General features: G+C 70.5%; 20 protein-coding genes. 12 read left to right on the top strand and 8 right to left on the bottom strand.

Translation table 11 applies throughout. The annotated features are described in order from the left end of the window. Positions 1-79 precede the first annotated feature (79 nt). Positions 80-379, bottom strand: coding sequence for a hypothetical protein (locus FCH28_RS15490; RefSeq protein WP_136740438.1), 300 nt, complete (start codon positions 377-379; stop codon positions 80-82). A gap of 388 nt (positions 380-767) precedes the next feature. Between FCH28_RS15490 and FCH28_RS15485 the strand changes: the two genes are divergently transcribed. Further along, complete coding sequence (locus FCH28_RS15485) at positions 768-1721, top strand: hypothetical protein (protein ID WP_222852427.1); 954 nt, start codon at positions 768-770, stop codon at positions 1719-1721. 81 nt (positions 1722-1802) lie between these two features. Here the strand turns inward: FCH28_RS15485 and ligD are convergent, their stop codons facing one another. Both ligD and FCH28_RS15475 read right to left on the bottom strand, forming a co-directional pair. After that, a complete protein-coding gene (ligD, locus tag FCH28_RS15480) occupies positions 1803-2771 on the bottom strand; it encodes a non-homologous end-joining DNA ligase (RefSeq protein WP_136740437.1) in 969 nt (322 codons plus the stop codon). Between the two features lie 290 nt (positions 2772-3061). Next, positions 3062-5335: an MMPL family transporter gene (locus FCH28_RS15475; RefSeq protein WP_136740436.1), complete on the bottom strand. Its 2274-nt coding sequence runs from the start codon at positions 5333-5335 to the stop codon at positions 3062-3064. Between the two features lie 260 nt (positions 5336-5595). On the opposite strand from FCH28_RS15475, the gene FCH28_RS15470 reads away from it, so the two are divergent. The 4 genes from FCH28_RS15470 (at position 5596) to FCH28_RS15455 (ending at position 8849) form a co-directional block, all read left to right on the top strand. Beyond that, positions 5596-6135 (top strand): helix-turn-helix domain-containing protein, encoded by a 540-nt coding sequence (locus FCH28_RS15470; RefSeq protein WP_246102872.1) that lies wholly within the window; start codon positions 5596-5598, stop codon positions 6133-6135. Positions 6136-6283: 148 nt separating this feature from the next. After that, the gene (locus FCH28_RS15465) at positions 6284-6817 is read left to right on the top strand and encodes a hypothetical protein (protein WP_246102870.1); all 534 of its coding nucleotides are present in this window, start codon (positions 6284-6286) and stop codon (positions 6815-6817) included. Then, a complete protein-coding gene (locus FCH28_RS15460; RefSeq protein ID WP_136740435.1) occupies positions 6807-7994 on the top strand; it encodes an MAB_1171c family putative transporter in 1188 nt (395 codons plus the stop codon). The genes FCH28_RS15465 and FCH28_RS15460 overlap by 11 nt, the downstream gene beginning before the upstream one ends. A gap of 93 nt (positions 7995-8087) precedes the next feature. Continuing rightward, a complete protein-coding gene (locus FCH28_RS15455; RefSeq protein ID WP_136740434.1) occupies positions 8088-8849 on the top strand; it encodes an SDR family NAD(P)-dependent oxidoreductase in 762 nt (253 codons plus the stop codon). Positions 8850-8877: 28 nt separating this feature from the next. Here the strand turns inward: FCH28_RS15455 and FCH28_RS15450 are convergent, their stop codons facing one another. Both FCH28_RS15450 and FCH28_RS15445 read right to left on the bottom strand, forming a co-directional pair. After that, complete coding sequence (locus tag FCH28_RS15450; protein ID WP_136740433.1) at positions 8878-9492, bottom strand: class I SAM-dependent methyltransferase; 615 nt, start codon at positions 9490-9492, stop codon at positions 8878-8880. Between the two features lie 13 nt (positions 9493-9505). Continuing rightward, positions 9506-10099, bottom strand: a complete 594-nt coding sequence (locus FCH28_RS15445; RefSeq protein ID WP_136740432.1) for an alpha-ketoglutarate-dependent dioxygenase AlkB — start codon at positions 10097-10099, stop codon at positions 9506-9508. A gap of 272 nt (positions 10100-10371) precedes the next feature. Here FCH28_RS15445 and FCH28_RS15440 point away from each other — a divergent pair, with 272 nt between their 5' ends. Continuing rightward, positions 10372-11109, top strand: coding sequence for an SDR family NAD(P)-dependent oxidoreductase (locus FCH28_RS15440; RefSeq protein ID WP_136740431.1), 738 nt, complete (start codon positions 10372-10374; stop codon positions 11107-11109). A 313-nt stretch (positions 11110-11422) separates the two neighbouring features. On the opposite strand, the gene FCH28_RS15435 is transcribed toward FCH28_RS15440, so the two are convergent. Further along, a complete protein-coding gene (locus tag FCH28_RS15435; protein WP_169314165.1) occupies positions 11423-11800 on the bottom strand; it encodes an STAS domain-containing protein in 378 nt (125 codons plus the stop codon). A gap of 197 nt (positions 11801-11997) precedes the next feature. Continuing rightward, positions 11998-12741, bottom strand: coding sequence for a hypothetical protein (locus FCH28_RS15430; protein ID WP_136740429.1), 744 nt, complete (start codon positions 12739-12741; stop codon positions 11998-12000). A gap of 468 nt (positions 12742-13209) precedes the next feature. Between FCH28_RS15430 and FCH28_RS15425 the strand changes: the two genes are divergently transcribed. The 4 genes from FCH28_RS15425 (at position 13210) to FCH28_RS15410 (ending at position 18819) form a co-directional block, all read left to right on the top strand. Beyond that, the gene (locus FCH28_RS15425; RefSeq protein ID WP_136740428.1) at positions 13210-14685 is read left to right on the top strand and encodes an amidase; all 1476 of its coding nucleotides are present in this window, start codon (positions 13210-13212) and stop codon (positions 14683-14685) included. Between the two features lie 138 nt (positions 14686-14823). Next, positions 14824-16482 carry a hypothetical protein gene (locus FCH28_RS38135; RefSeq protein WP_169314164.1) on the top strand — a complete coding sequence of 553 codons (1659 nt, stop codon included), beginning with the start codon at positions 14824-14826 and terminating at the stop codon, positions 16480-16482. A gap of 184 nt (positions 16483-16666) precedes the next feature. Continuing rightward, a complete protein-coding gene (locus FCH28_RS15415; protein ID WP_136740427.1) occupies positions 16667-17509 on the top strand; it encodes a nitrilase-related carbon-nitrogen hydrolase in 843 nt (280 codons plus the stop codon). Next, on the top strand, positions 17506-18819 hold the full coding sequence (locus tag FCH28_RS15410) for an aspartate aminotransferase family protein (RefSeq protein ID WP_136740426.1): 1314 nt from the start codon (positions 17506-17508) through the stop codon (positions 18817-18819). The genes FCH28_RS15415 and FCH28_RS15410 overlap by 4 nt, the downstream gene beginning before the upstream one ends. Positions 18820-18971: 152 nt before the next feature. Here the strand turns inward: FCH28_RS15410 and FCH28_RS15400 are convergent, their stop codons facing one another. Beyond that, entirely contained in the window at positions 18972-19856 is an 885-nt protein-coding gene (locus FCH28_RS15400) for an ABC transporter substrate-binding protein (protein ID WP_136740425.1), read from the bottom strand. A 425-nt stretch (positions 19857-20281) separates the two neighbouring features. Between FCH28_RS15400 and hydA the strand changes: the two genes are divergently transcribed. Beyond that, positions 20282-21688, top strand: a complete 1407-nt coding sequence (gene hydA / locus FCH28_RS15395; RefSeq protein WP_136740703.1) for a dihydropyrimidinase — start codon at positions 20282-20284, stop codon at positions 21686-21688. 11 nt (positions 21689-21699) lie between these two features. Next, positions 21700-22701, top strand: coding sequence for a TIGR03842 family LLM class F420-dependent oxidoreductase (locus FCH28_RS15390; RefSeq protein WP_136740424.1), 1002 nt, complete (start codon positions 21700-21702; stop codon positions 22699-22701). The last annotated feature ends 117 nt before the right edge of the window (positions 22702-22818 follow it).

Genomic DNA, 22818 nt, shown 5'->3' with positions numbered 1-22818 from the left:
CACCGGGTGACCGGCGGCAGACGGGATGTCCGGCCGCCGGTACCGAGACCGTCGAGACCGCCGTGGGTCAGATGCCGGGTCAGATGCCGCCCTGCATCGCCTTGAGGCCCTTGCGCAGGTCGTCCGTGTTCATCACCGGCTTGATCGTGACATTGGCGTTCATGTCGAGGAAGAAGGATTCGGCGACGACCGGCATCTGCGACGAATCCTGCATGTCGAAGTAGAGGAACGCGGTGCGATAGCCGTCATCGGTCGTGAAGTACGCCGCCTCCGGCTTGATGCTCTCCAACGCGCTCTCGATGACCTTCGACATGGTGCCGTTCCGGATCGCCTCGTTGCCCGCCTCGACAGGTATCTGGGCCTTCAGGACCATCCTCATGGGACTCACTCCTCGCGCGGCTCGCGGCGGACCGGGAGCCCGGGCGCACGGCACGCTCGCGGGAAGCTCCGGTCGCACCGATCTCAGGATCTCATGATGCGGATGGGACGGCAGATGATCTCGTTTCGGCGACCGGGCGAGTACCGCTGGTGACTTGCCTATCCCCTTCCGCGCCGCCCGGATTGTTGCCGCTTGCTGCCTCTTGCTGTCTGTTGCTCTTGTGTCACACCTATTTCCTGTCATTTCGCATAACCATCTCCCTCCCGTGTACAGAGGGTTCTCGTGCCGCTACGAATTGGTGCGGAGTCAACCGCCCATGCTCACCGCTGATCTGACGCGTAGTCCGACAGGGCGGGCGGCCATAAAGAGTCCGCCTTACAATCGATCGATGACGAAGAAAGCACTCGGTGTGGCCGCGGCCGTTCTCGGTGCCGCGCTCATCGCGCCCACCGCCATCGCCCAATCTCCCGTTCCCTCGACCGGAATTCCGTCCGCCAAAGTTCCGTCATCCGAAATTCCGGCGGCGGACGGCTGGCAGCCCATCGGCGACGGCATCACCTCGGGCATCAGCGGGATCGCCATAGCCGCCCGCGACGGCGACACGGTGGACACGCTCGCCGTACGCGACAACAAGGAGCCAGGGCAGAACCGGCTGGTGGCGGTGCGTTACGCCCCGGACGCCAAGCCGCGGGTGCGCCCCGTCGCCTGGGCCGGGGAGCCGCCGGTGGACCTGGAGGCGATCGACGCCGTACCGGGCCGGGACGACGAGTACGTGGCCCTCGCGAGCAGCGGAAAGGCGTACCGAATCCACCGGGACGGGGACACCGTGCACGTAGCGCAGGAATTCTCGCTGCCCGGTGCTTCCCCGGACGCGAACTATGAGGGATTCGCACTGAAGGCGGTCCACGGCACCATTGCCGCGGTCTGGGCGGACCGCGGTCAGGACGACCGGCCGGCGAAACTCTCGGCGGCGGAATGGAACCCGCGCACGAACACATTCGGCGAGCCCGATTCCGCGGAATTCACGGTGCCCTACCCGGCCGACGATGTGCGGCATATCTCCGATGTGAAGCTCTCCGCCACCGGTGCGCTGACGGTCTCCTCGGCCTCGGACCCGGGCGACGACGGCCCGTACGACTCCGCGCTCTACCACGCCGGGCGCATTTCCGTCGGCGGCGAAGTCCGGCTGCATGTCGCCGACGGGCCGCGGCGCCTCGGCACGTTCCCGAGGCACAAGATCGAAGCGCTCGCCTGTCTTCCGGGCTCCCGCGAGGGAATCCTGGGCACCGACGACGAGAACGACGGCGGATCGATCGCCGCCGCGGAGTTCTGCCACCCGTGAGGTGAGCGCTGCCAGGGGAAGCAGCTGAGGAAAGCAGCCGAGGGGCAGCCGTCCCTGCCTCAAGGCCGCGCCCGACCGGCGTCACAGCCGCGTCAGATCGGGCCGCAACCGGTGCCAGATCGGGTGCCGCAGCCGGCCGGCGGAGGTCCAGCCCGAGAGGGAGATCTCCGCGACGAGCCGGGGCTCGGCCCAGTGCACGCCCGCGAGGTCCACCGGGTTGCTGAACGGGGACTGGGGGCGTGCGATCACGCTCAGGTACTGCGCGAGGTCGTGGCGTTCCCGGTCGGAGAGGCCCGACCCGACGGAGCCGACGTACCGCAGCCCCAACGGGTCCTCGATGCCGACCAGGACCGCGCCCGGCAGACCGGCGAGCGCGCCATGGCCCTCCGTCCAGCCGCCGATGATCACGTCGAGCGTCTGCAGATGCTTCGTCTTGCGCCAGTCGGGTGACCGGACCCCGGGCGTGTACACCGAGTTCAGCTTCTTCGCCACGACTCCCTCGATGCCGCCCCGCAGCGACGCCTCCCACGCCTGCCGTCCATGACCCTCCATATGCGCGGGCACCGACCAGTTCGGGCCGCGCAGGCCCAGCCCATAGAGCACGGACCGGCGCTCGTGGTACGGCGCGTCGAGCAGCGACCGGCCCAGGTACATGACGTCGAACAGCACGAGATGAACGGGGTGCTCCATCGCCAGCCGGGCCGTACGGCGCGGGTTCACCACACCCATACGACGCTGCAACAGCCCGAAGTCGGGCCGTCCCCGTGCGTCCAGCACCACCACTTCGCCGTCGAGAACGGCGGCCGGGCCGTGCAGCTGCCCGCCCAGGTCGGCGAGCTCGGGGTAGGTCGTCGTCGCGTCGTTGCCGGCCCGGGTGATCAGCCGGATCGTGCCGTCGCCGGGCGTATTGACGATGCAGCGCGCCCCGTCCCATTTGGCCTCGAACGCCCACGCCGCGTCGTCGCCCTCGGGCGGCAGCTGACCGACGGTGGCCAGCATCGGCCGGATCACGGGATACGGGGCGAAGCCACCGTCGGCGGTCGGGGCCATGCTTCGATGATCGGGGGAGGCGGGCGGGCGCGCAGATCGGGCGCGGGGGGCGGGGGCGGGGCGTGCCGGGGGCGGGCGACCGGGCGCCGTATCGGGGTGGTCGAACGGAACCCCTAGGGGGCAGTCGAACAGATCCCCTAGGGGATCGGAGGCCCCCCTGCGGGGCCACAACGCGGGGGCGCGGGGCGGTATTCCCGTAGCGGGGGACCCCCGTGGCGCCCGATTCCCGTGGCGGGGGATTCTCGCAGCGTCGGATTCTCGTAGCGCGGGATTCCCGCAGCGCCGGCCCGCTACGCCCCGCCAGCCCGGTCCTCCGCCGCCCCCTCCGTGTCCACGTGCGGCAGGATCCGGTCCAGGAGGCGGGGGGTCCACCAGGCCGCCGGGCCGAGCAGTGTCATCACCGCGGGGACCAGCAGCAGCCTGACCACGGTGGCGTCGATCAGTACGCTCACGGCCAGGCCCAGGCCCAGCATCTTCACCACGATGTTGTCGCTGACGATGAACGCGGCGAACACGCTCACCATGATCAGCGCGGCGCAGGTGATCACCCGGGCGGTGATCTCCAGGGCGTGCGCGACGCTCGCCTTGGAATCGCCGGTCCGCAGCCATGCCTCATGGACCCGCGACAGCAGGAAGATCTCGTAGTCCATGCTCAGCCCGAAGACGATCGCGAACATCATCATCGGTACGTAGCTCTCGATCGGCACGGTGCCCGAAACCCCGAGCTCCGGCCCGCCCCAGCCCCACTGGAAGACGGCCACCACCACCCCGTACGAGGCGGCGATGGAAAGGACGTTGAGGATCGCGGCCTTCACAGCGACCAGCAGTCCGCGGAAGACGGTCAGGATGATGAGGAAGGCGAGGCCGACGACGACGGCGATGATCAGCGGGAGGCGGCTGGAGACGATGTCGAGGAAGTCCACCTGGGAAGCGGTCGTGCCGGTCACATAGCCGTGCGCGTCGGTGCCGTGCACGGCTTGCGGCAGGATGTCGTCCTTCAGATGGTTGGTCAGATCCGTGGTCGTCGCGTCCTGCGGAGCCTGGGTGGAGTACGCGGTCGCGGTCAGTACGTCGCCGTCCGAGGTGGGCTTGAGCGGGGTGATGGTGGCCGCGTCCGGCACATCGGTGAGCGCCTTCTGCGCCTGCGACGCCAGCGCGGCACGGTCCGCCTGCGGGACCCCGGACTGGTCGATGACCAGCGTCAACGGCCCGTTGGAGCCGGGACCGAACGCCGCGGACATCAGGTCGAAGGCGCGCCGGTCGGTGAAGGACTTGGGGTCGGCGCCGTCGCCGATGTGCCCGAGTTGGATCGAGAAGAGCGGGATGGCCAGGACGGCCACGGTGATCACGCCGCCCGTCAGGAACCACCACGGGCGGCGCTCCACCCGTTGCGCGTAACGGTGCCAGGTGCCGTGTGCTTCTTCGCCGGGCTCGGCGTCCGTCTCCGCGATGGGATTGCGTACCCGCAGCCGGTCGATATGGCGGCCGGCCAGCCCGAGCAGCGCGGGCACCAGGGTGAGCGCGCCGAGCACCGCGGAGACGACGGTGACGGCGGCGGCCGCGCCCAATTTCCCGATGAAGCTGACACCCGAGACCGTCAGTCCGGTCAGCGCGATGATGACCGTGCAGCCGGACACCAGCACCGCCCGCCCGCTGGTCGCGACCGCCCGGCCCGCGGCGGTGACCGGATCCGTACCGCCCATCAGGTTCTGCCGGTGCCGGGTGATCAGGAACAGCGCGTAGTCGATACCCACGCCGAGGCCGATCATCGTGGCCAGGGTGGGGGAGACGGTGGCGAAGGTGAAGGCGGCGGCGAGCATTCCCAGCACGGCCAGCCCGCAGACCACCCCGATCAGCGCGGTCAGCAGCGGAATCACGGCTGCCAGGACACTGCCGAAGCCGATCAGCAGCACCACGATCGCCACCCCGAAGCCGATCGCCTCGCTGATCCGGTCGTTGGCCTTGGGCCGGGCCAGCTCGCCCAACGGCCCGCCGTACTCCACCTGCACGCCCGCGGAACGCAGCGGCTGTACGGCACGGTCGACGCCGTCCAGATAGCCGGCGCCCAGGGTGGACGGCTGGACGGAGAAACGCATGGTGATGTACGCCGTCCGGCCGTCGGAGGAGAGCGGGCCGACGTTCTGGGTGCCCGGCGGCGGCTTCGCCGGCGGAGAGCCGGGCGGGGGCAGCGGGTTCTGCGCGGACAGCACATCCGGGAGCTTCGACAGGGAGCCGACGGCGGTGTTGATCTGGCCGCTGAAGTCGGTCAGCGGACGCGAGGCGTCGTGCAGCACCACCTGGGCGCTGTAGCCGCCGGCCTGCGGCTCGTGCGCCTTGAGTACGTCGCGGCCCTCGGAGGACTGGGTGCCGGGGAGGGAGAAGTTGTCGGAATAGTCGCCGCCGTACGCGTGCTGGAGGATCTGAAGGGCGGCCAGGGCGGCCAGCCACAGGACGATGACGACGACGAAGTGGCGGGCGCACCACTCCCCGAGACGCCGAAGCGCGCCTTTGGGACGGGGCGCGCCGGGCGCGGCAGGGGCGTTCGGGGTCTTCGGCAACGGCATGCGTGCTCCCGACGGGGACCGGCGCGCGTGCGGCGGTGGGGCGCGGTGTATCAGACGTTCAGAATTCAATGTCGGAATCGCCGTCGGCGCATGTCCGGGAGGGGAGACGGGTGAAGCAGGGGGAAGTTCCGGGCGGTTGGGGCAAGCTGCCGCGCCGGGTTGACGGGTAGTAGGATGCGGGACCGCTGATCGCACCTCTGTTCACGATGGCCTGGACCACACGCCAGTGTGGAAACCTATGGGGATGGGAGGCGCTGACCATGTCTGGAACAGCCGGCCCGGCTGGACCCAGCCTCGCTGACAAAATCAATCACCTATTCCGGACCGTGGTGCCTGCGGGTCGCAGGTCGTACAGCACCGAAGAAGCCGCCCAGGCGATTTCGGCGAACGGTGTGTCCATCTCCGGCAGTTATATCTGGCTGTTGCGCAAGGGGCAGCGGGATAATCCGACGCTGCGGCATCTCGCGGCGCTGGCGGAATTCTTCGGTGTGCCCCCGGCTTATTTCTTCGATGACGAGGTGACCGAAAAGGTCAATACCCAACTGGCATTGGCCACCGCACTGCGGGACAATCGGGTCCGCAGTCTGGCGCTGCGCGCGGACGGGCTGTCCCCGGCGAGTTTGGACGCGTTGCTCACCATGGTGAACGAAGCCCGCCGGATCCAGAATTTGCCGGCCGGTAACGATATTCCCGTGAACTCGGCCGACGCCGCCCGCTCCAGCCGCTCCGCCCACCCCGCCCACTCGGCCCACTTCGTCAATCCGGCGGAGTGTGCTGACCCTGCCAAACCCAAAGCCTGAGCTTCTCCATTCAACTAACCGCGCGTGGGTCGCAAGCGGCCCGAATGACGTAGTGTGCGTCGAAAACCAAGGGCACCACGCCTGGGGGGGGCAGCCCGTGTGTCACGCCTACCGCCGTTGCCCCGGACGGGGTCGAGGGAAGTTAAGCATGCCGTACAGGGACATAGCTCTGCGTCGCCGATGCAATGCGGTACTCAGCAAATTCAGCCCGCCTCAGCCTTTTTCCATCGAGGCGTTATGCCGTCATATGGGAGAGCGGCGCGGGCGGCCGTTGCATCTCCATCCGCTGCCCATGCAATCGGTGATGGCCGGGGCGTACGGCCTCTGGCTGGGCACCTCGGTCGACGACCACATCTTTTACGAGCAGCAGACCTCCCGCGTGCATCAGGAACACATCGTGCTGCACGAGATCGGGCACATGCTGTTCGACCATCACGCGTCGGACGCGGATGACAGCTGGACCGCTCAACTCCTGCCGGACCTGGATCCCGCTCTTATCGGCCGGCTCCTGGGCCGCACCAACTACTCCACCTCCCAGGAACGGGAGGCGGAGATGATCGCCAGTCTGATGCGCACCAATATCGATTCCACGGGCCGTCCGCCGCGGCAAGGACAAGCGGACGACGACGTACTGGCGCGGCTCGGCGCCGGCCTCGGTCTGGGTTCCTCTCATGAAGCCTGATCCGGCGGAATTCGGGCAGTGGCTGCAAACCGTCGGAGCCATCTGCTTATGGGGCGCGGTATTGGTCCGCTTGCCGTCGGCGGTGCGGTCCCGCAGCCAGCGCGGCCTGTGGCTCGCGGTGGCGACGGCCGCGACGGCCATGACGCTCAACCTTTCCGCCGTGCAGCAGGTGTTCCGCGACAGTGGCGAGTCCATTCGCCTCATCCAGATCACGACGAATTTCTTCGGTGTGCTGTCGGCGGGCGCCGTACTGTTCTTCGTCACCATGACCGTGGGCGGCCGGCGATTCGAAGGCCGGCTGTATGTCGCGATGGGCATGGCCTTTGCCGCCCTGGCCGCACTGCTCTGGGCGGACGGCAGCAGCTATGAATTCCCCCTCGCCGGTACGGATCCCGCTCCCACATCGATCGCCTACCGTCTGATCCTGGTCACCGCCCATCTCACCGCCAACACGGCCTGCGTTTCCATGTGTTGGCGTTACGGCCGGTCCACCGCGCCGCCGCTGCTGAGGTCGAGCCTGCGGCTGTTCGGCCTCGGCACCGCGCTCGCCGGCGTCTACTGGGTCGGGCATGTCGTGAGGCTCTTCACCAGCGCGGACTGGATTCCGCCCGTCATGGCGATCATCATGGGCGCGCACGCACTCCTCCGCGCCATGGCCATTCTCGTGCCGACGTTCGCCACGGCCCGCCGCGCCATCGTGGACATCGGAACGGTGTGGCGTCTGTGGCCGCTCTGGCGCGATCTCATGGACGCGGTACCGCAGGTCGCACTGACCAAGACGCGGCCGCGGATCCTGGAAATCCTGTGGCCGCTCGTTCCCTGGAGACTTCTCGCCTATCGCAAAGTCATCGAAACCCGCGACGCGATCGTCGTGTTGCGGGGATATGTCGAGCCCGGGACGCTGAGCGCGGCGCGCGAATTCGTGGCCGGGGCGGACATCCCGGAGCCGAGGACGGAGGCCGCGGTGCTGGCGTGTGTGATGCGGGAAGCCCGCCGGAGAAAGCTCGCCGGGCTTCCCCATAAGCCGTCTCCCACCGAGCAGTTGGGGATCGGCAGTGGCGACTTCGCGGACGAGAAGGCGTTCCTTCTGCAGGCGACCCAGGAGTACGAATCGCCGCTGCTCAAGACGTTCGGCTGTCAGCTCGACACGATCGGATGGGTGTCCGACAGGGCGTAGCGTCAGGTGTGAAAGCCCCAGAATGACCCCCGTAGTCCCCATAGTTCCCAGAGACCCCCAGAGACCCCCAGAGAGAGGAAACCCCGTCCGCCCATGACGAATGTCCTTATCACCGGTGCGACGTCCGGTATCGGCGCGGCGTTCGCCCGCCGGTTCGCGGCCAAGGGATTCCACCTCGTGCAGGTCGCCCGGAACAAGGAGCGCCTGGATCGCACGGCCGACGAACTGCGAACCCGCTACGGCGTCGACGTCGAGACGATCGCCGCAGACCTTCTTGACGCCACCGGTCGCACAGCGGTGGAAGAGCGCCTCGCCTCATCGGTGAATCCCGTGGACGTCCTCGTCAACAACGCCGGATTCGGACTGCCCGCTCCTTTTCCGCACAGTCCCATTGAGGACGAGGAGCGGATGCTCGACCTTCTCACCAAGGTCCCGCTTCGGCTCACCCATGCCGCGGTGCCGGGTATGACCGCCCGTCGGCGAGGCGTCATTCTCAATGTCTCCTCCGTCGCGAGCCTGCTGCCCACCGGAACGTACGGCGCCGCCAAAGCATGGCTGACGGCCTTCAGCGAATCCCTCCGCGTCGACCTCGCTCCGCACGGCGTCCGGGTCATCGCCCTGTGCCCGGGATTCACCCGTACCGAATTCCAGGAGCGCGCCGGAATGGATGTCAGCAGCCTGCCGGAGTGGGCATGGCTGGAGGCGGACAACGTCGTGGACCAGGCGCTGAAGGACCTGGGCCGCGGTCGGCCGGTCAGTATCACCGGCTGGCGCTACAAGACCTATGCGCAGGCCGTACGCCATGCACCGCGCACTCTTGCGGCCAAGATGGCCCGTTCGCGCACCGCCAAGTAAAGGGTTCTCTCACCGGTTGCCGCGGCCGTCAGCCGTCCTTGCGGAAAACCAGCAGATAGCGCCAGAAAAGCAATCGGCGGATGCGGCACCCGGGGAGGAGCAGGGCGGCCTGCCGGCGGACTTCGGCAAGTGGCATCGTCGGTGGCCGGGTCGGCGCCTTCACGGGTGCCGGTCGGCGGACCACGTCCGCGATGCCAATGGCGAGCCTGGCGACCGCGTTCACCAGAGAGGCCACCAGGCCCCAGGCCCAGTCGGCCGGCGACTGCTCCCGATAGCAGCCCAGGATCACCAGGACGCCACCGGGCGCGAGCGCCTCGCGCAGTGCGCTGACGGTGCCGAACGGCATGTGATGGATGCTGGCCAGGCAGGAGATGAAGTCGTAGTGACCGGTGGGAAGTTCGAGCTCGGTGACATCCGCGTGCTCGAAGCGGGGGACCCGGCCGGCCGCCGTCTCCCCGGACGCGGCGCGGGCCTCGGTGAGGGCGGCCTCCGATGGATCCACCGCGCGCACATCGATCCCGCGCCCGGCGAGCCGACGCGCGAACCTGCCGGTCCCGCAACCCACGTCCAGTGCGGCACCGCAATCTCGCGGCAGCCGGCGCAACAGCAGCCGGTGATAGTGGTCGTTGTGGTTGAAGGGCATGGTGTACGGCCTATCACCGGGCCGCGGCAGGATCGGCCATCGTACGGAAGGTGACCGAGACCCGCCGTCCGCGCGGGATGCGGGCCGCCGCGCCCGGGTCGCTCTTGCGGGCGGCGATGGCGTGCCGCCAGGTGAACCGCGCCGGGCCGGTCATGGCGCAGAGGCTTCCCGGGGCGAGCGGAAGCGCCGCCTTCGTGCCGTCCTCGGGATGGGTGAAGTCCATGACGCAGGCGGAACCCAGCGAGATCGCGGCGACGACCGGCCCGAAGCAGGGGACGCAGTCGACATGGGCGCTGATGCCCTGCCCCGGCTGGTACTCGTTGATGATCACCTGGTCCGCCGCACGGTCCAGCACGCCCTCGCCGACCAGGCGCGCGGCATGCTCCCGCAGCCACTCGGGGATCGGGGGCGCGGGCGCGCCGTGCGGATCCGCGGCCACGCTGCGCCGGCCGTAGTCGTAGCGGTGGCCGTAGTGCTGGACCCGCCGCCTCAGCCGCGTCGACCATTCCGCGGCGTCGATATGGGAGAGCAGGGCCGCGCAGGCATCGGGCGCGAGCCAGTCGGCGACGTACCGCAGTCCCGGAACCGCCGCGGCCTCATGCGTCATCGTCGCCTGCCTCCATCGCCCTGCTCCGGCCTCACCGGCGCCCCTCCCGCCCCTCGTTTCCCACCCGTCCCGGTGCCTACGATTCCTTATGATCATTTGCCGGCGCCAGCGAGGTGTGAGCAGGGGATGTCTATGAGCCAGCGCAGTCAACGAGGCCAACGGGGCCTGAGAGGCCAACGAGGCCCGAGAGGCCAACAGGGCCTGAGAGGTCAACGAGGTCTGAGAGGTCAACGGGGTCAGCGCCGTTCGTTCGTTGCGTCGGAGGAGGCGCGGTGAGCCGCGCGGTGCTGGTGACCGGTGCCTCGCGGGGGATCGGCCGGGCGGTCGCGGAGATCTTCGCCGCGCACGGGGACCGGGTCGCGCTGCATTACGCGTCGCGGCGGGAGGCGGCGGCGGAGGCGTTCGCGGCGCTGGAGGGCAGGGGGCATGTCCTGGTGCAGGGGGATGTCAGCAGCCCGGACGGCGCGGCCGAGATCGTCGGGGCCGCCGTGGACGGGCTCGGCGGCATCGATGTGCTGGTCAACAATGCCGCGGCGAATGTGGCGCACCCTCTGGACCGGACGTCTTTCGAGGACTGGCAGGACGCCTGGCGGCGGGTCGTCGACGTGAATCTGCTGGGTGCCGCGCATGTGAGTTACTGCGCTGCGCGGAACATGATCGAGCGCGAGGTGGAGGGCCGGATCGTCAACATCGGCTCACGCGGTGCGTTCCGCGGCGAGCCGGACCACCCGGCGTACGGCGCCGCCAAGGCGGCGCTGCATGCCATGGGCCAGTCGCTGGCGGTCCACCTGGCGCCGTACGGGATCGCGGTCGCGTCGGTCGCCCCGGGGTTCGTGGCGACCGAGCGGGTCGCGGACCGGATCACCGACGAGGTTCGGCAGCAGAGCCCGTTCGGGCGGGTGGCGGCGCCGCGGGATGTGGCGGCCGCCGTGCACTATCTCGCCTCGCCCGAGGCGGTCTGGTCCTCCGGCGCCGTCCTCGACGTCAATGGGGCGTCCCACCTGCGGTGACGCGGATGGGGCGGCCCGTCCGCCGTGATCAGCGGCCGTCCGGAGCACCGGAACGGTCCGGAAAAGTGGGGGCCCCGGCCAGACGGGGGATTCCGGCCGGGGCGGGCCCCGGACGGCGGACGGGGGAATCCGGCCCGGGGCGACTATGGGGTGCGGGGGTGACGGCGGTCACCTCGCGGAGGAGGCTGCCGTACGCCTGTGGGCCGGCGTCCCGCTGCGGGGTCCTGGCCCAGGGGCGCCGTCATCGCGGCACCCGCATCCAATTTGAACGATAAACCATTATCGAGCGTTGTGGAGCCGTGGGTGACGACTCTCACCCGTCGGCGGGCCGCCGTGCCGCCGGCAGAAACGCGCTGTAGATATAGCGCGGCGAGCTGACCTGCGTAAACAGATTGTCCACCCGGCTGCGGACCAGAAGCTTGCGCAGCCGCGGGTCGGTGAGGACGAGGGTGACGCCACCACCGGTCGGTTCGAGCCGGCGGGCGGTCCTGACCAGCGGTTCCAGGCCGGTGGTGTCCATGAAGGTCACATTCCGCAGATCGACGAGGATCCGGTCCCGGGTCGCCGCTGCGGCGCTGAGCAGGGTCAGCAGGCGCGGCGCGGTGAGGATGTCCTGCTCGCCTTCCAGGGTGACGACGGCCTGACCGTCGTGGGTCACGGTGATGTCGTGGGTCACAGGCGTCTTGGTCAAGAGTTCTCCTTCCGGACCGGTCTGCGCTCCAGGCGGAGCGGGCTGCTGGGTGCTCATCACCGTAGGCAGGCCGAATCTCCGGCCGGAAGGAACTAGGTCACAACGGGAACCACGTCACAGTGGGAACCACGTCACAACGTGGACCACGTCACAAAGAGGCCTGGCGCACGTGCCGGCAGGGAGCGGACGGCGGGCCCTCAGGCCGAAGCCCGGTGGCCCTTCGACTCCGCCGGGGCGGTCGCGGCCTTGGTGACATCGGCGACGAGTTCCACGACATCGGGCCCGTAGGCCTGCGAGTTGACCACCTTCAGCAGCAGACAGAACTGGCCGTCCGCACCGTGCTTACGGGCCAGCCGGGTCCGGTTGCGTACCAGATGGCGGACCGCGGCCCGGTGGGTGACCGGGCGCTGGCCGGCGGCCAGGAACACCGGCCGGCCGCTCTCGCCGGCCGTCAGCCGGGCCAGCAGGACATATTCGACCGCGCCGGGCTCCATCCGGTACGTCGAGCCGCCGATGGCGAAGGTGCCGCGGTCCGCGCCGCCCTCGTCGCCCGGGTGCACCTTGACGCCCGGCAGCAGATTGGCGATATGGGCCGCCAGCCGGCGGTGCGCGGTCGGATCGCCGACGCAGAACTCGGTGCGCGCCCCGAATCCCTGGAGGCCGGTGTCATGCGGTGCGACCTCCGGGTGCGCCCCGCAGTTCTCGATCACCGCGGCCAGCCCGAGCAGCGCCAGTGCGTCATGGCGCGGGATGCTCCAGTGGGCCGAGGTGCTGTCCCGGTGGGTGACCAGTACGCACTCCGAACCCTCCGGCAGCCCGAAGAAGCTCTGCTCGCGGGTCAGCTTCCGGCGGGCCGCGGCGGATTGCCCGGCCCAGCCGGCCGCCAGCCCGATGAGGAGGGCCGCGACCGCCGCGATCAGAAGCAGCAGGGTGTCGTCCATGGCCGGGGAGCGTAGCGGCCCACCGGGCCTGCGTTCGAGGGCGGGGCGGGCGGCTGGGCGGGCTTGCCCTGCTATGCCCTCCGTTGCCCGGCTCGGGCGCTGCGAACTGGCGAAAAACCGTCGGTGGCCGCCTCGGCGGCCCTTGGGGGGCGTCGATCTGGCGCGTCCATAGGGGAAGTTGGTGAGAGTGGGGGAGCGGGGCCGCGCCGAGGACGTACGAGGCGGGCGGGCCACCCGTGTCCTGACCCACCGGGAGGGCCTCCGGCGAGCGGACGCAGCGGAGGCCGAAGGCCGGAGATCGGCGAGGGCTCCCGACGTAACCTCCCCGGCACGCCGCACGTCCTTCTATGCCGTCCGTGTGTCGTCCATGTGCCGTGCCGCGCGGCGTCATTGCTGGCCACGGCCGGGAACGATTAGCCTCCTGGGACCGTTCGTTCGAATGGGGCGGTCCCAGGGAGGGCACGTACCGTGAGCGTTGACGAGAGCCGTGATAGCGGTCCGGCGGCCAAGCCGTCCTTTCCGGCGGGCCGCACCGGCGCGGTGGCCGGTGAGTGCGAGGGGCTCGCCGATCAGGCGCGGGCGCTGGCCGACGGGCGGGTCACCTCGACCGCGCTGGTCCTGCGGTCGCTGGAGCGCATCGAGGCCACCCAGAGCACCGTCAACGCCTTCCGGCGGGTGCGGACCGAGGCGGCGCTGGCGGAGGCCGCGGCCGCCGACCGCCGGCTGGCCGCCGGTGAGCGGCTGCCGCTGCTGGGCGTGCCGGTCGCGGTCAAGGACGACACCGATGTGGCGGGCGAGCCGACCGCGTTCGGCTGCGCCGGCGAGTTCCCGCCCAAGGAGCGGGACGCCGAGGTCGTCCGGCGGCTGCGCGCGGCCGGCGCGATCATCGTCGGCAAGACCAACGCCTGTGAGCTGGGGCAGTGGCCGTTCACCGAGGGGCCGGCCTTCGGCGACACCCGCAATCCGTGGAACCTCGCGCACACCCCGGGCGGTTCGTCCGGCGGCTCGGCCGCCGCGGTCGCCGCCGGGCTGGTCCCCGCCGCGCTCGGCACCGACGGCGCCGGCTCGGTCCGTATCCCCGCCGCCTGGTCCCATCTCGTCGGTATCAAGCCGCAGCGCGGCCGCATCTCCACCTGGCCGGACGCCGAGGCGTTCCAGGGGATCACCGGAATCGGCCCGTTGGCGCGTACGGTCGAGGACGCGGCCCTGCTGCTGGACGTCGCAAGCGGCAACCACGACGGTGATCTGCACCGGCCGCCCGCCATCGCCGCGCGCGAGGCCGCCCGGCGCGATCCGGGGCGGCTGCGGATCGCGCTGTCCTTCAAACCGGCCATCACCTTCACCCGCAAGCAGCTGCACCCCGAGGTCCGGGCCGCGGTCACCGAACTGGCCCGTACGCTGACCGGCCTCGGCCATGTCGTCGAGGCGGCGGAACCGGACTACGGGCTGGTCGGGCTGGCCTTCGTGCCGCGCGCCACGGTCGGGGTGGGGGAGTGGGCCGCCCGGGTCCCCGACCGCACCCTGCTGGACCCCCGTACGCGAGGCGCGGCCCGGCTGGGGCGGCTCCTGGGCGGGCCGGTGCTGCGTCGGGCGCGGGCCGTCGAGAAGCGTCAACAGCGGCGTATCGGCGCGCTGTTCGGCCCGTACGACGTGCTGCTGACGCCGACCACCGCCACCCCGCCGCCGCGCGTCGGGACGCTCGCCAAGCTCAGCGGCTGGCGTACGGATCAAGCCATGATCGCGGCGTGTCCGTACGCCTGGCCGTGGAACGTACTGGGCTGGCCCGGCGTGAGCGTGCCCGCCGGATTCAGCTCGGACGGGCTGCCGCTCGGCGCCCAGCTGCTCGGCCCGGCGCACGGCGAACCGCGTCTGATCTCGCTGGCGGCGCAGCTGGAGGACGCGCTGGGGTGGCACGAACGGCGGCCGGCGGCCGTCCGTCTGTAACGCGCGAAAGTTCCGTTTCGTTGCCGTGTGCGTTGCCGGAAAACTCTTTGTAGCACTGCCGTTATCACCCCTGAAACATGTTTGGTGTCGAATGCGGGCGGGCCGGTAGATCCGGTCTACGGGGGGAGAGGTGAAGGCATGTCGGAATCTCAACTCCTCGGGCCTGTAGAGGAGTTCGCACATTTCCTGACCGGACTCGCGTCGCTGCTCGACCCGGGTTCCGGCTGGTACGGCGTCTTCGCGCACCGTGACCCGGACGGGCTGCGCGCCTGTCTGGACGGGCGGGACGTGCCGCCCTGGGACGTGGTCGAGTCGATGCTGCACGATCTGGCGGGGCTGGAGGGCGACGAGGCCGCACACACCGCGGGCCCGCGCGCCAGGCGGCTGCACGCGCGCGCGATGGCGGACCACGACGCGCAACCGGGCGGCAAGCCCGCACTCCAGGACCGTCTGGAGGTCATGCTGCGCGAACACCAGCATGCGGCGCTGCGCGCCCGGGAACTCCAGGGGGCGGTATGGGCCGCGGCCGGCACCCAGGAGGGCGCGCGGCTGGCCGAGGAACTGGCCTGGGCGCAGGATGATCATGCCCGCGCCGGCGTCCGCGTCCGCGAGCTCCGCGCCCGCCTGGAGCGGCTCACCAAGGCCGAGGCGGAGTCGATGGGGTGGGGCCGGGAGGCACGAGCCCCGGCTTCGCCGCAGCCGCGGGCCGACGCTCCGCGGCCGCGCGCCCCGGAACCACCCGCCGAGGCTGCCGTACGCGGACCCGCTGCCCAGGCGACCGCCCAACCGGCTCCCCAGCCGGCTCACCAACCGACCGCCCGACCGACGGCCGCACCGGCACCGGCCCCCGCATCGACAGCGGAGCCCGCACCGGCACCGGCCGCACCACCCGCCCCCGAGCCGGACGCCCGAACCTTCACAAAGGTCAAAAAGTCCGCCAAGGAAAAGACCAAGGAAAAGGCCAAAGGCAGGACCAAGGACAAGGTCAGGACGAAGGCCGCCGGCCGCCCCCGTGGCGCGCGGTTCGCCGGGCTGGATCTGGGCGACGAGGACACGGGCGGACAGCCCGCCGCGGCGCTGCTGCCCTCCCTCGTCCCGGAGGCGACGCAGGACGATCCACCAGGAGGAGCGCCGTCCGACGAAGACGGTCAGGCCGAGGCCGCGACGGCCCCGCGGGGCGCCCGGTTCGCCGGGGCGTACGACGAAGCGCCGCCCGCGCACGACACCGACACCGCGGCCGCCTCGGTCGCCCCGGTCGACGACGAGGCGAGGCGGGCCATCGCCGACGCCGTGGCCCGTCTGGCGCAGCTGCACACAACCGGTGGCGGCGGCCTCGCCTACACCGAACTGTGCGCGGCCGCCGGCCGGCCCGCCCATGAACTCCCGCTCTTCATCGGCGAGTTGGAGAGACGCGGCCTGGAGTCCGATGTGCCCACCCTGCTCTGGGAAGTGGCCTCGCTGCCGCCCGAGGAGCTCGCCGCGGCCGCCGACACACTGGCCGCCGCCGGCCGTACGGACGACGGCTTCAGCCTGCTCAGGCAGAGCGTGGCGCGGCCCGTCGAGGAGGTGGCACACGCCGCGCAGGTGCTGCTCGGCCGGCACCGCCCCGCGCAGGCACTGGAGCTGTTCGCCGCGCTCGTACGGGCCCGTACCCCGGAGGAGTCCGTCATGGCGGCCGCCGTCGCCCCGGACACGCTCGCGCCGCTGCTGCTGGAGGCGGCCGGGACCGTCTCGCGGGACCGGCACAGCGATATCGCGCACGCCCTGCGCGCCGTCGGCCTCGACGCCCACCCCTGACGGCCGGAGAGCCGACGGCCCGAGGGGCGTCGGCCTCTCCGGGCGCCCTCTCACCGCGGACGCGCCGCATGAGAGATGGTCTTGCCACGGTGCGTGACGGGGCTTACGGTCACCTCCACACGCGTAGATCGGTGTGGTGGATCCCGCGTGGCCGCAGGCTGACGCAACGACAAAGGAGCAGCTCATGGCCGATGTTGTGCGTGCCGCACTGGTCCAGGCGACCTGGACCGGCGACACCGAATCGATGATCGCGAAGCACGAGGAGTACGCCAGAGCGGCGGCCGCGCAGGGCGCGAAGGTGATCGGATTCCAAGAGGTCTTCAACGCCCCGTACTTCTGCCAGGTGCAGGAGCCGGAGCACTACCGCTGGGCCGAGCCGGTGCCCGACGGCCCGACCGTACGGCGGATGCAGGACCTCGCCCGGGAGACCGGCATGGTCATCGTCGTGCCGGTCTTCGAGATCGAGCAGTCCGGCTTCTACTACAACACCGCGGCCGTCGTCGACGCCGACGGCACGTTCCTGGGCGCGTACCGAAAGCACCACATCCCGCAGGTCAAGGGCTTCTGGGAGAAGTACTACTTCAAGCCCGGGAACCTCGGCTGGCCGGTCTTCGACACCGCCGTCGGCAAGGTCGGCGTCTACATCTGCTACGACCGCCACTTCCCGGAGGGCTGGCGGCAGTTGGGCCTCAACGGCGCGCAGCTCGTATACAACCCCTCCGCCACCTCCCGCGGCCTGTCCGCCTACCTCTGGCAGCTGGAGCAGCCCGCGGCGGCCGTCGCCAACGAGTACTTCATCGCGGCGATCAACCGGGTCGGCGTCGAGGAGTACGGCGACAACGACTTCTACGGCACCAGCTACTTCGTCGACCCGCGCGGCCAGTTCGTCGGCGAGGTCGCCAGCGACTCCAAGGAGGAACTGGTCGTCCGCGACCTCGACTTCGGGCTGATCGAGGAAGTGCGCCAACAGTGGGCGTTCTACCGCGACCGCCGCCCCGACGCGTACCAGGGACTGGTGCAGCCGTGAACCATGACTCCCCGAGTTTGCACGCCCGCCACCAGGCCGTTCTGCCCTCCTGGCTCGCCCTCTACTACGAGCGCCCGCTGGAGCTCACGCACGGCGAGGGCCGGCATGTCTGGGATGCCGAGGGCAACCGCTATCTCGACTTCTTCGGCGGCATCCTCACCACCATGACGGCGCATGCGCTGCCCGAGGTGACCAAAGCGGTCAGCGAACAGGCCGGCCGCATCATCCACACCTCGACGCTCTATCTCTCCCGGCCCATGGTCGAGTTGGCGGAACGGATCGCCACGCTCTCCGGCATCCCCGACGCCCGGGTCTTCTTCACCACCTCCGGCACCGAGGCCAACGACACGGCCATACTGCTGGCCACCGCGCACCGCCGCTCCAACCAGATCCTGGCGATGCGCAACAGCTACCACGGCCGCTCGTTCTCCACGGTCGGCGTCACCGGCAACTCCAGCTGGTCGCCGACCAGCCTCTCGCCGTTCCAGACGCTGTACGTCCACGGCGGGGTGCGCACCCGGGGCCCGTACGCCGGCCTCTCCGACGGTGAGTACATCGCGGCCTGCGTCGCGGACCTGGAGGACATGCTCCAGCAGACCGCGGGCGGCGTCGCCGCGCTGATCGCCGAACCGGTTCAGGGGGTGGGCGGATTCACCGCACCTCCGGACGGTCTGTACGCGGCGTTCCGCGAGGTGCTCGACCGGCACGGGATCCTGTGGATCAGCGACGAGGTGCAGACCGGCTGGGGCCGCACCGGCGACCACTTCTGGGGCTGGCAGGCGCACGCCGAGAACGGCCCGCCGGACCTGCTCACCTTCGCCAAGGGCATCGGCAACGGCATGTCCGTCGGCGGTGTGGTGGGCCGCGCCGAGGTGATCAACTCCCTCTCCGCGAACTCCATTTCCACCTTCGGCGGCAGCCCGGTCACCATGGCCGCCGGCCTCGCCAACCTCTCCTACCTCCTGGAACACGATCTCCAGGGCAACGCCCGGCGGGTCGGCGGCCTGCTCATCGAGCGGCTGCGCGCCGTGGCGGCCGGACTCGATGTCGTACGGGAGGTGCGCGGCCGGGGCCTGATGATCGGCGTCGACCTGGTGCGCCCCGGCACGGACGAGCCGTGGCCCGAGGCGGCGGCGCTGGTGCTGGAGGCGGCCCGTGAGCGCGGTCTGCTCATCGGCAAGGGCGGCCAGACGGGCGCGACGCTGCGGATCGCACCGCCGCTCTCGCTGACCGTCGCGGAGGCGGAGGAGGGCGCCGGGCTGCTGGCGGAGGCGCTCCAGGTGGCGCAGGGGCAGCTGGTGACGTCGTAGCCGGCCGGAGCTTCGGGCCGGCCGACGGCGGATGCGCGGCGGGTGCGGGAGGAGCCGCGGGGTGCTCGGGAGGGCCGGGGGGGTGGCATACGGCAGTCGGCGGGACGGGCCCGCGCTGCCGCGGTCTCCTGGACCCGAGGGGGCGCAGGGCCCTACGCCCCCTCGGTGATCTCCCGCATCGTCTCGGCCAGCGTGGTGTAGAAGCGGGTGTGCGCACGGCGGCTGCACGGGGCCTCCGGATTCCAGGGCAGCAGCCGCGCGCCGGCCTCGATCGCGCGCCAGTGCTCGACCGACCGGAGCTCCTCCGGGCGGGCGGCGTTGACCCGGGCGTCGCTCAGCACGATGTCAGGGGCCATCGCCGCGGCGTCCGCCCAGCCGACCGTGGACCAGTTGACGCCGGGGCCCGACGCGGGTTCCAGCAGGTCGACGCCGTGTTCGGCCAGCGCCCGCAGATCCGGCCAGGAACCGGGCCTGGCCAGATGCACCCGCTCCGGTCCCGCCGCCGACAAGGCCAGCACCCGGGGCCTGACCGGGCCCCCCGACGCCTGCCGCAGGGCGTCCTCGGCGGCATCCAACTGCCTTGCCACCGAAGGCGGTTCGCCCCGCCCCAGCGACCCGGCGAGCGCGGCGAACCGCTCCCGTACCTCGGCGAGTCCCCGCCCGGGGCCCACCGCGACGGTCACCACGGGGACATGCGCCTCCAGCTCCAGCGCGGTCTTCGGCTCCAGCCCGTACACCTGCTCGCAGTCGTAGGTCACGGCCACCACGAGATCCGGTTCGGCCTCCAGCAGCGTGTCCGGGTGCAGCGCGCCCCCCGCACCCAGATACGGGACCTCCGCGAGCGGCAGCTCACCGCTCTTCGCCGGGTCGGCGGTGGCGCCGTCGTGCTGGGACCCGAAGAGCCCCACGGGACGTATGCCGTGGTCCCACAGCGTGGCCCCCGCCTGTATGTACGCGACGATCCTCACCGGTCGCTCCCCGGCCACCGCCAGGCGCCCGCGGTCGTCGGAGAACTCCCACGGCGTGCTCTGCTCCATGACGTGTCGCCCTTTCTGATCTGACGTCCTGTGTGCTTTTTCTTCCGTTCCTCGTTCGCCCGGCAGATGGTTGTGCCCAACCCCGCTCGATCCGCTGTTCACTTCTCTTTCGCTGCACTGTTCAGTTCACCGGGCAGTCCGTTCGCCGCCCCGGCCCCCGCCCTGCCGGGCCCTCCCTCGGCAAGGACCGCCCGCCGGTGCCGCCTGTTACTTGCCCACCGCGGCGGCCCCGCACCCCTCCGCGCCCCGCACCGGCCCCGCCGTTGAACCGTCCAGCTGATCGTCGGCGCAACACGGCCGTCCCCGCCGATTAACGGTCACGGTATTGCCACCGTGGGTGACATGCTTCTACGGTGTCTCCTTCTCGACCGGAATCTACGGGTGTAGACCAGCTGTGACGTGGCGTCAGGTAGGGAGCTGAGATGATGAGCCGTACGGTCGTCCGGGGCGGATTGGTCATCACCGCCGCCGATGAGATGCACGCCGATGTCCTGGTGGAGAACGGCCGGATCGCCGCCCTCGCCGCACACGGCAGCCCCACCGCAGAGGAATGGCGCACCTCCGCGGACCGCGATATCGATGCCACCGGCAAGTACGTCATCCCGGGCGGCGTCGACGCGCACACCCATATGGAGCTGCCCTTCGGCGGGACCTTCGCCTCCGACACCTTCGAGACCGGCACCCGCGCCGCGGCCTGGGGCGGCACCACCACCATCGTCGACTTCGCGGTCCAGTCCCGGGGCCAGGCGCTCCGCGCCGGTCTGGACACCTGGCACGCCAAGTCCGACGCCCAGTGCGCCATCGACTACGCGTTCCACATGATCCTCTCGGACGTGAACCAGCACACCCTCAAGGAGATGGACCTCCTCGTCTCCGAAGGCGTCACCTCGTTCAAGCTGTTCACCGCCTATCCCGGCGTCTTCTACAGCGACGACGGGCAGATCCTGCGCGCGATGCAACGGGCCGCCGGCAACGGCGGGTTGGTGATGATGCACGCCGAGAACGGCATCGCCATCGACGTGCTCGTCGAGCAGGCCCTCGCCGAGGGCAGGACCGACCCCCGCTACCACGGCGAGGTCCGCCGCGTCCTCCTCGAAGCCGAGGCCACCCACCGTACGATCCAGCTCGCCCGGGTCGCCGGCGCGCCGCTGTACGTCGTCCATGTCTCCGCGGAGGAAGCCGTCGCGGAGATCACCCAGGCCCGCGACAAGGGGCTCAACGTCTTCGGCGAGACCTGCCCGCAGTATCTGTACCTGTCCACCGACAATCTCGCCGAGCCGGACTTCGAGGGCGCCAAGTACGTGTGCTCGACGCCCCTGCGGCCACGCGAACACCAGGAGGCGCTCTGGCGCGGGCTGCGCACCAACGACCTCCAGGTGGTCTCCACCGACCACTGCCCCTTCTGCTTCCGGGGCCAGAAGGAGCTCGGCCGCGGCGACTTCTCCAAGATCCCCAACGGCATGCCCGGCGTGGAGAACCGGATGGACCTCCTCCACCAGGGAGTCGTGGAAGGACGCATCACCCGCCGCCGCTGGATCGAGATCGCCTGCGCCACCCCGGCCCGGATGTTCGGCCTCTACCCCAAGAAGGGCACCATCGCCCCCGGCAGCGACGCCGACCTCGTCATCTACGACCCCACCGCCGAGCAGACCATCTCCGCCGAGACCCACCACATGAACGTCGACTACTCGGCGTACGAGGGCAAACAGCTCACCGGGCAGGTCGAGACGGTCCTCTCGCGCGGCGAACTCGTCATCGACCGGCGGGAGTTCGCCGGACGCGCGGGCCATGGCCAGTACATCCCGCGCGGGACCTGCCAGTACCTCATCTAAGGAGCGCCGCCGTGGACTTCGGACTCGTTCTGCAGGCCGACCCGCCCGCATCCGCCGTCGTGACCCTGATGCGCCGCGCCGAGCGCAACGGCTTCCGCTACGGCTGGACCTTCGACTCGGCCGTCCTGTGGCAGGAACCGTTCGTCATCTACAGCCGCATCCTGGAACACACCGAGCATCTGATCGTCGGCCCCATGGTCACCAACCCCTCCACCCGCACCCCGGAGGTCACCGCCTCCACCTTCGCCACCCTCAACGAGATGTACGGCAACCGCACGGTCTGCGGCATCGGCCGCGGCGACTCGGCGATGCGGGTGGCCGGCCGCAAGCCCAACACCCTGGCCCGGCTGGGCGAGGCGATCGGCGTCATCCGTGATCTGGCCGAGGGCCGGGAGGCCGACATCGGCGGCAACCGGATCAAGATCCCCTGGATCAGGGACGGCAAACTGCCGGTCTGGATGGCCGCGTACGGCCCCAAGGCCCTCGCCATGGCGGGACGGCTGGCCGACGGCTTCATCCTCCAGCTCGCCGACCCGTTCCTGACCGAGTGGATGGTCAAGGCGGTACGACAGGCCGCGGCGGACGCCGGGCGCGACCCGTCCCAGGTGACCATCTGCGTCGCCGCCCCCGCCTACGTCGGCGACGATCTCGCGCACGCCCGCGAGCAGTGCCGCTGGTTCGGCGGCATGGTCGGCAACCACGTCGCCGACCTCGTCGCCCGCTACGGCGAGCACTCCGGCATGGTCCCGGACGAACTGACCGACTACATCAAGGCCCGCAAGGGCTACGACTACGCCCACCACGGCCGGGCCGACAACCCCGACACCGCCTTCGTCCCGGACGCCATCGTCGACCGCTTCTGCCTGCTGGGCCCGGCCGAGGCGCACATCGAACGACTGCGGCACCTGAAGGCACTGGGCGTGGACCAGTTCGCGGTGTACGCGATGCACGACGCGAAGGAATCCACCATCGACGCCTACGGGGCCCAGATCATTCCCGCACTGACCTCATAACCTGCGAGTCACCGGCCACTTGGGCACCCCTCTCAACCGGTCGGTCAGGTCAGTCCAATCAGGCAGTTCACGGCACCCGCATGGCCAAGCTCCCCCGTCCCCCGTAGGGCCCCTCCG

Origin of the sequence: Streptomyces piniterrae, assembly GCF_005048155.1 — a bacterium.
Lineage (GTDB): Bacteria > Actinomycetota > Actinomycetes > Streptomycetales > Streptomycetaceae > Streptomyces > Streptomyces piniterrae.
This window is presented reverse-complemented; position numbering and strand designations above follow the sequence as displayed.

What these genes read in the sequence shown, in the direction of transcription:
- FCH28_RS15490 (WP_136740438.1), bottom strand. Translation starts at nt 379, where the DNA reads ATGAGGATGGTCCTGAAGGCCCAGATACCTGTCGAGGCGGGCAACGAG.
- FCH28_RS15485 (WP_222852427.1), top strand. Translation starts at nt 768, where the DNA reads ATGACGAAGAAAGCACTCGGTGTGGCCGCGGCCGTTCTCGGTGCCGCG.
- ligD (WP_136740437.1), bottom strand. Translation starts at nt 2,771, where the DNA reads ATGGCCCCGACCGCCGACGGTGGCTTCGCCCCGTATCCCGTGATCCGG.
- FCH28_RS15475 (WP_136740436.1), bottom strand. Translation starts at nt 5,335, where the DNA reads ATGCCGTTGCCGAAGACCCCGAACGCCCCTGCCGCGCCCGGCGCGCCC.
- FCH28_RS15470 (WP_246102872.1), top strand. Translation starts at nt 5,596, where the DNA reads ATGTCTGGAACAGCCGGCCCGGCTGGACCCAGCCTCGCTGACAAAATC.
- FCH28_RS15465 (WP_246102870.1), top strand. Translation starts at nt 6,284, where the DNA reads ATGCCGTACAGGGACATAGCTCTGCGTCGCCGATGCAATGCGGTACTC.
- FCH28_RS15460 (WP_136740435.1), top strand. Translation starts at nt 6,807, where the DNA reads ATGAAGCCTGATCCGGCGGAATTCGGGCAGTGGCTGCAAACCGTCGGA.
- FCH28_RS15455 (WP_136740434.1), top strand. Translation starts at nt 8,088, where the DNA reads ATGACGAATGTCCTTATCACCGGTGCGACGTCCGGTATCGGCGCGGCG.
- FCH28_RS15450 (WP_136740433.1), bottom strand. Translation starts at nt 9,492, where the DNA reads ATGCCCTTCAACCACAACGACCACTATCACCGGCTGCTGTTGCGCCGG.
- FCH28_RS15445 (WP_136740432.1), bottom strand. Translation starts at nt 10,099, where the DNA reads ATGACGCATGAGGCCGCGGCGGTTCCGGGACTGCGGTACGTCGCCGAC.
- FCH28_RS15430 (WP_136740429.1), bottom strand. Translation starts at nt 12,741, where the DNA reads ATGGACGACACCCTGCTGCTTCTGATCGCGGCGGTCGCGGCCCTCCTC.
- FCH28_RS38135 (WP_169314164.1), top strand. Translation starts at nt 14,824, where the DNA reads ATGTCGGAATCTCAACTCCTCGGGCCTGTAGAGGAGTTCGCACATTTC.
- FCH28_RS15415 (WP_136740427.1), top strand. Translation starts at nt 16,667, where the DNA reads ATGGCCGATGTTGTGCGTGCCGCACTGGTCCAGGCGACCTGGACCGGC.
- FCH28_RS15400 (WP_136740425.1), bottom strand. Translation starts at nt 19,856, where the DNA reads ATGGAGCAGAGCACGCCGTGGGAGTTCTCCGACGACCGCGGGCGCCTG.
- hydA (WP_136740703.1), top strand. Translation starts at nt 20,282, where the DNA reads ATGAGCCGTACGGTCGTCCGGGGCGGATTGGTCATCACCGCCGCCGAT.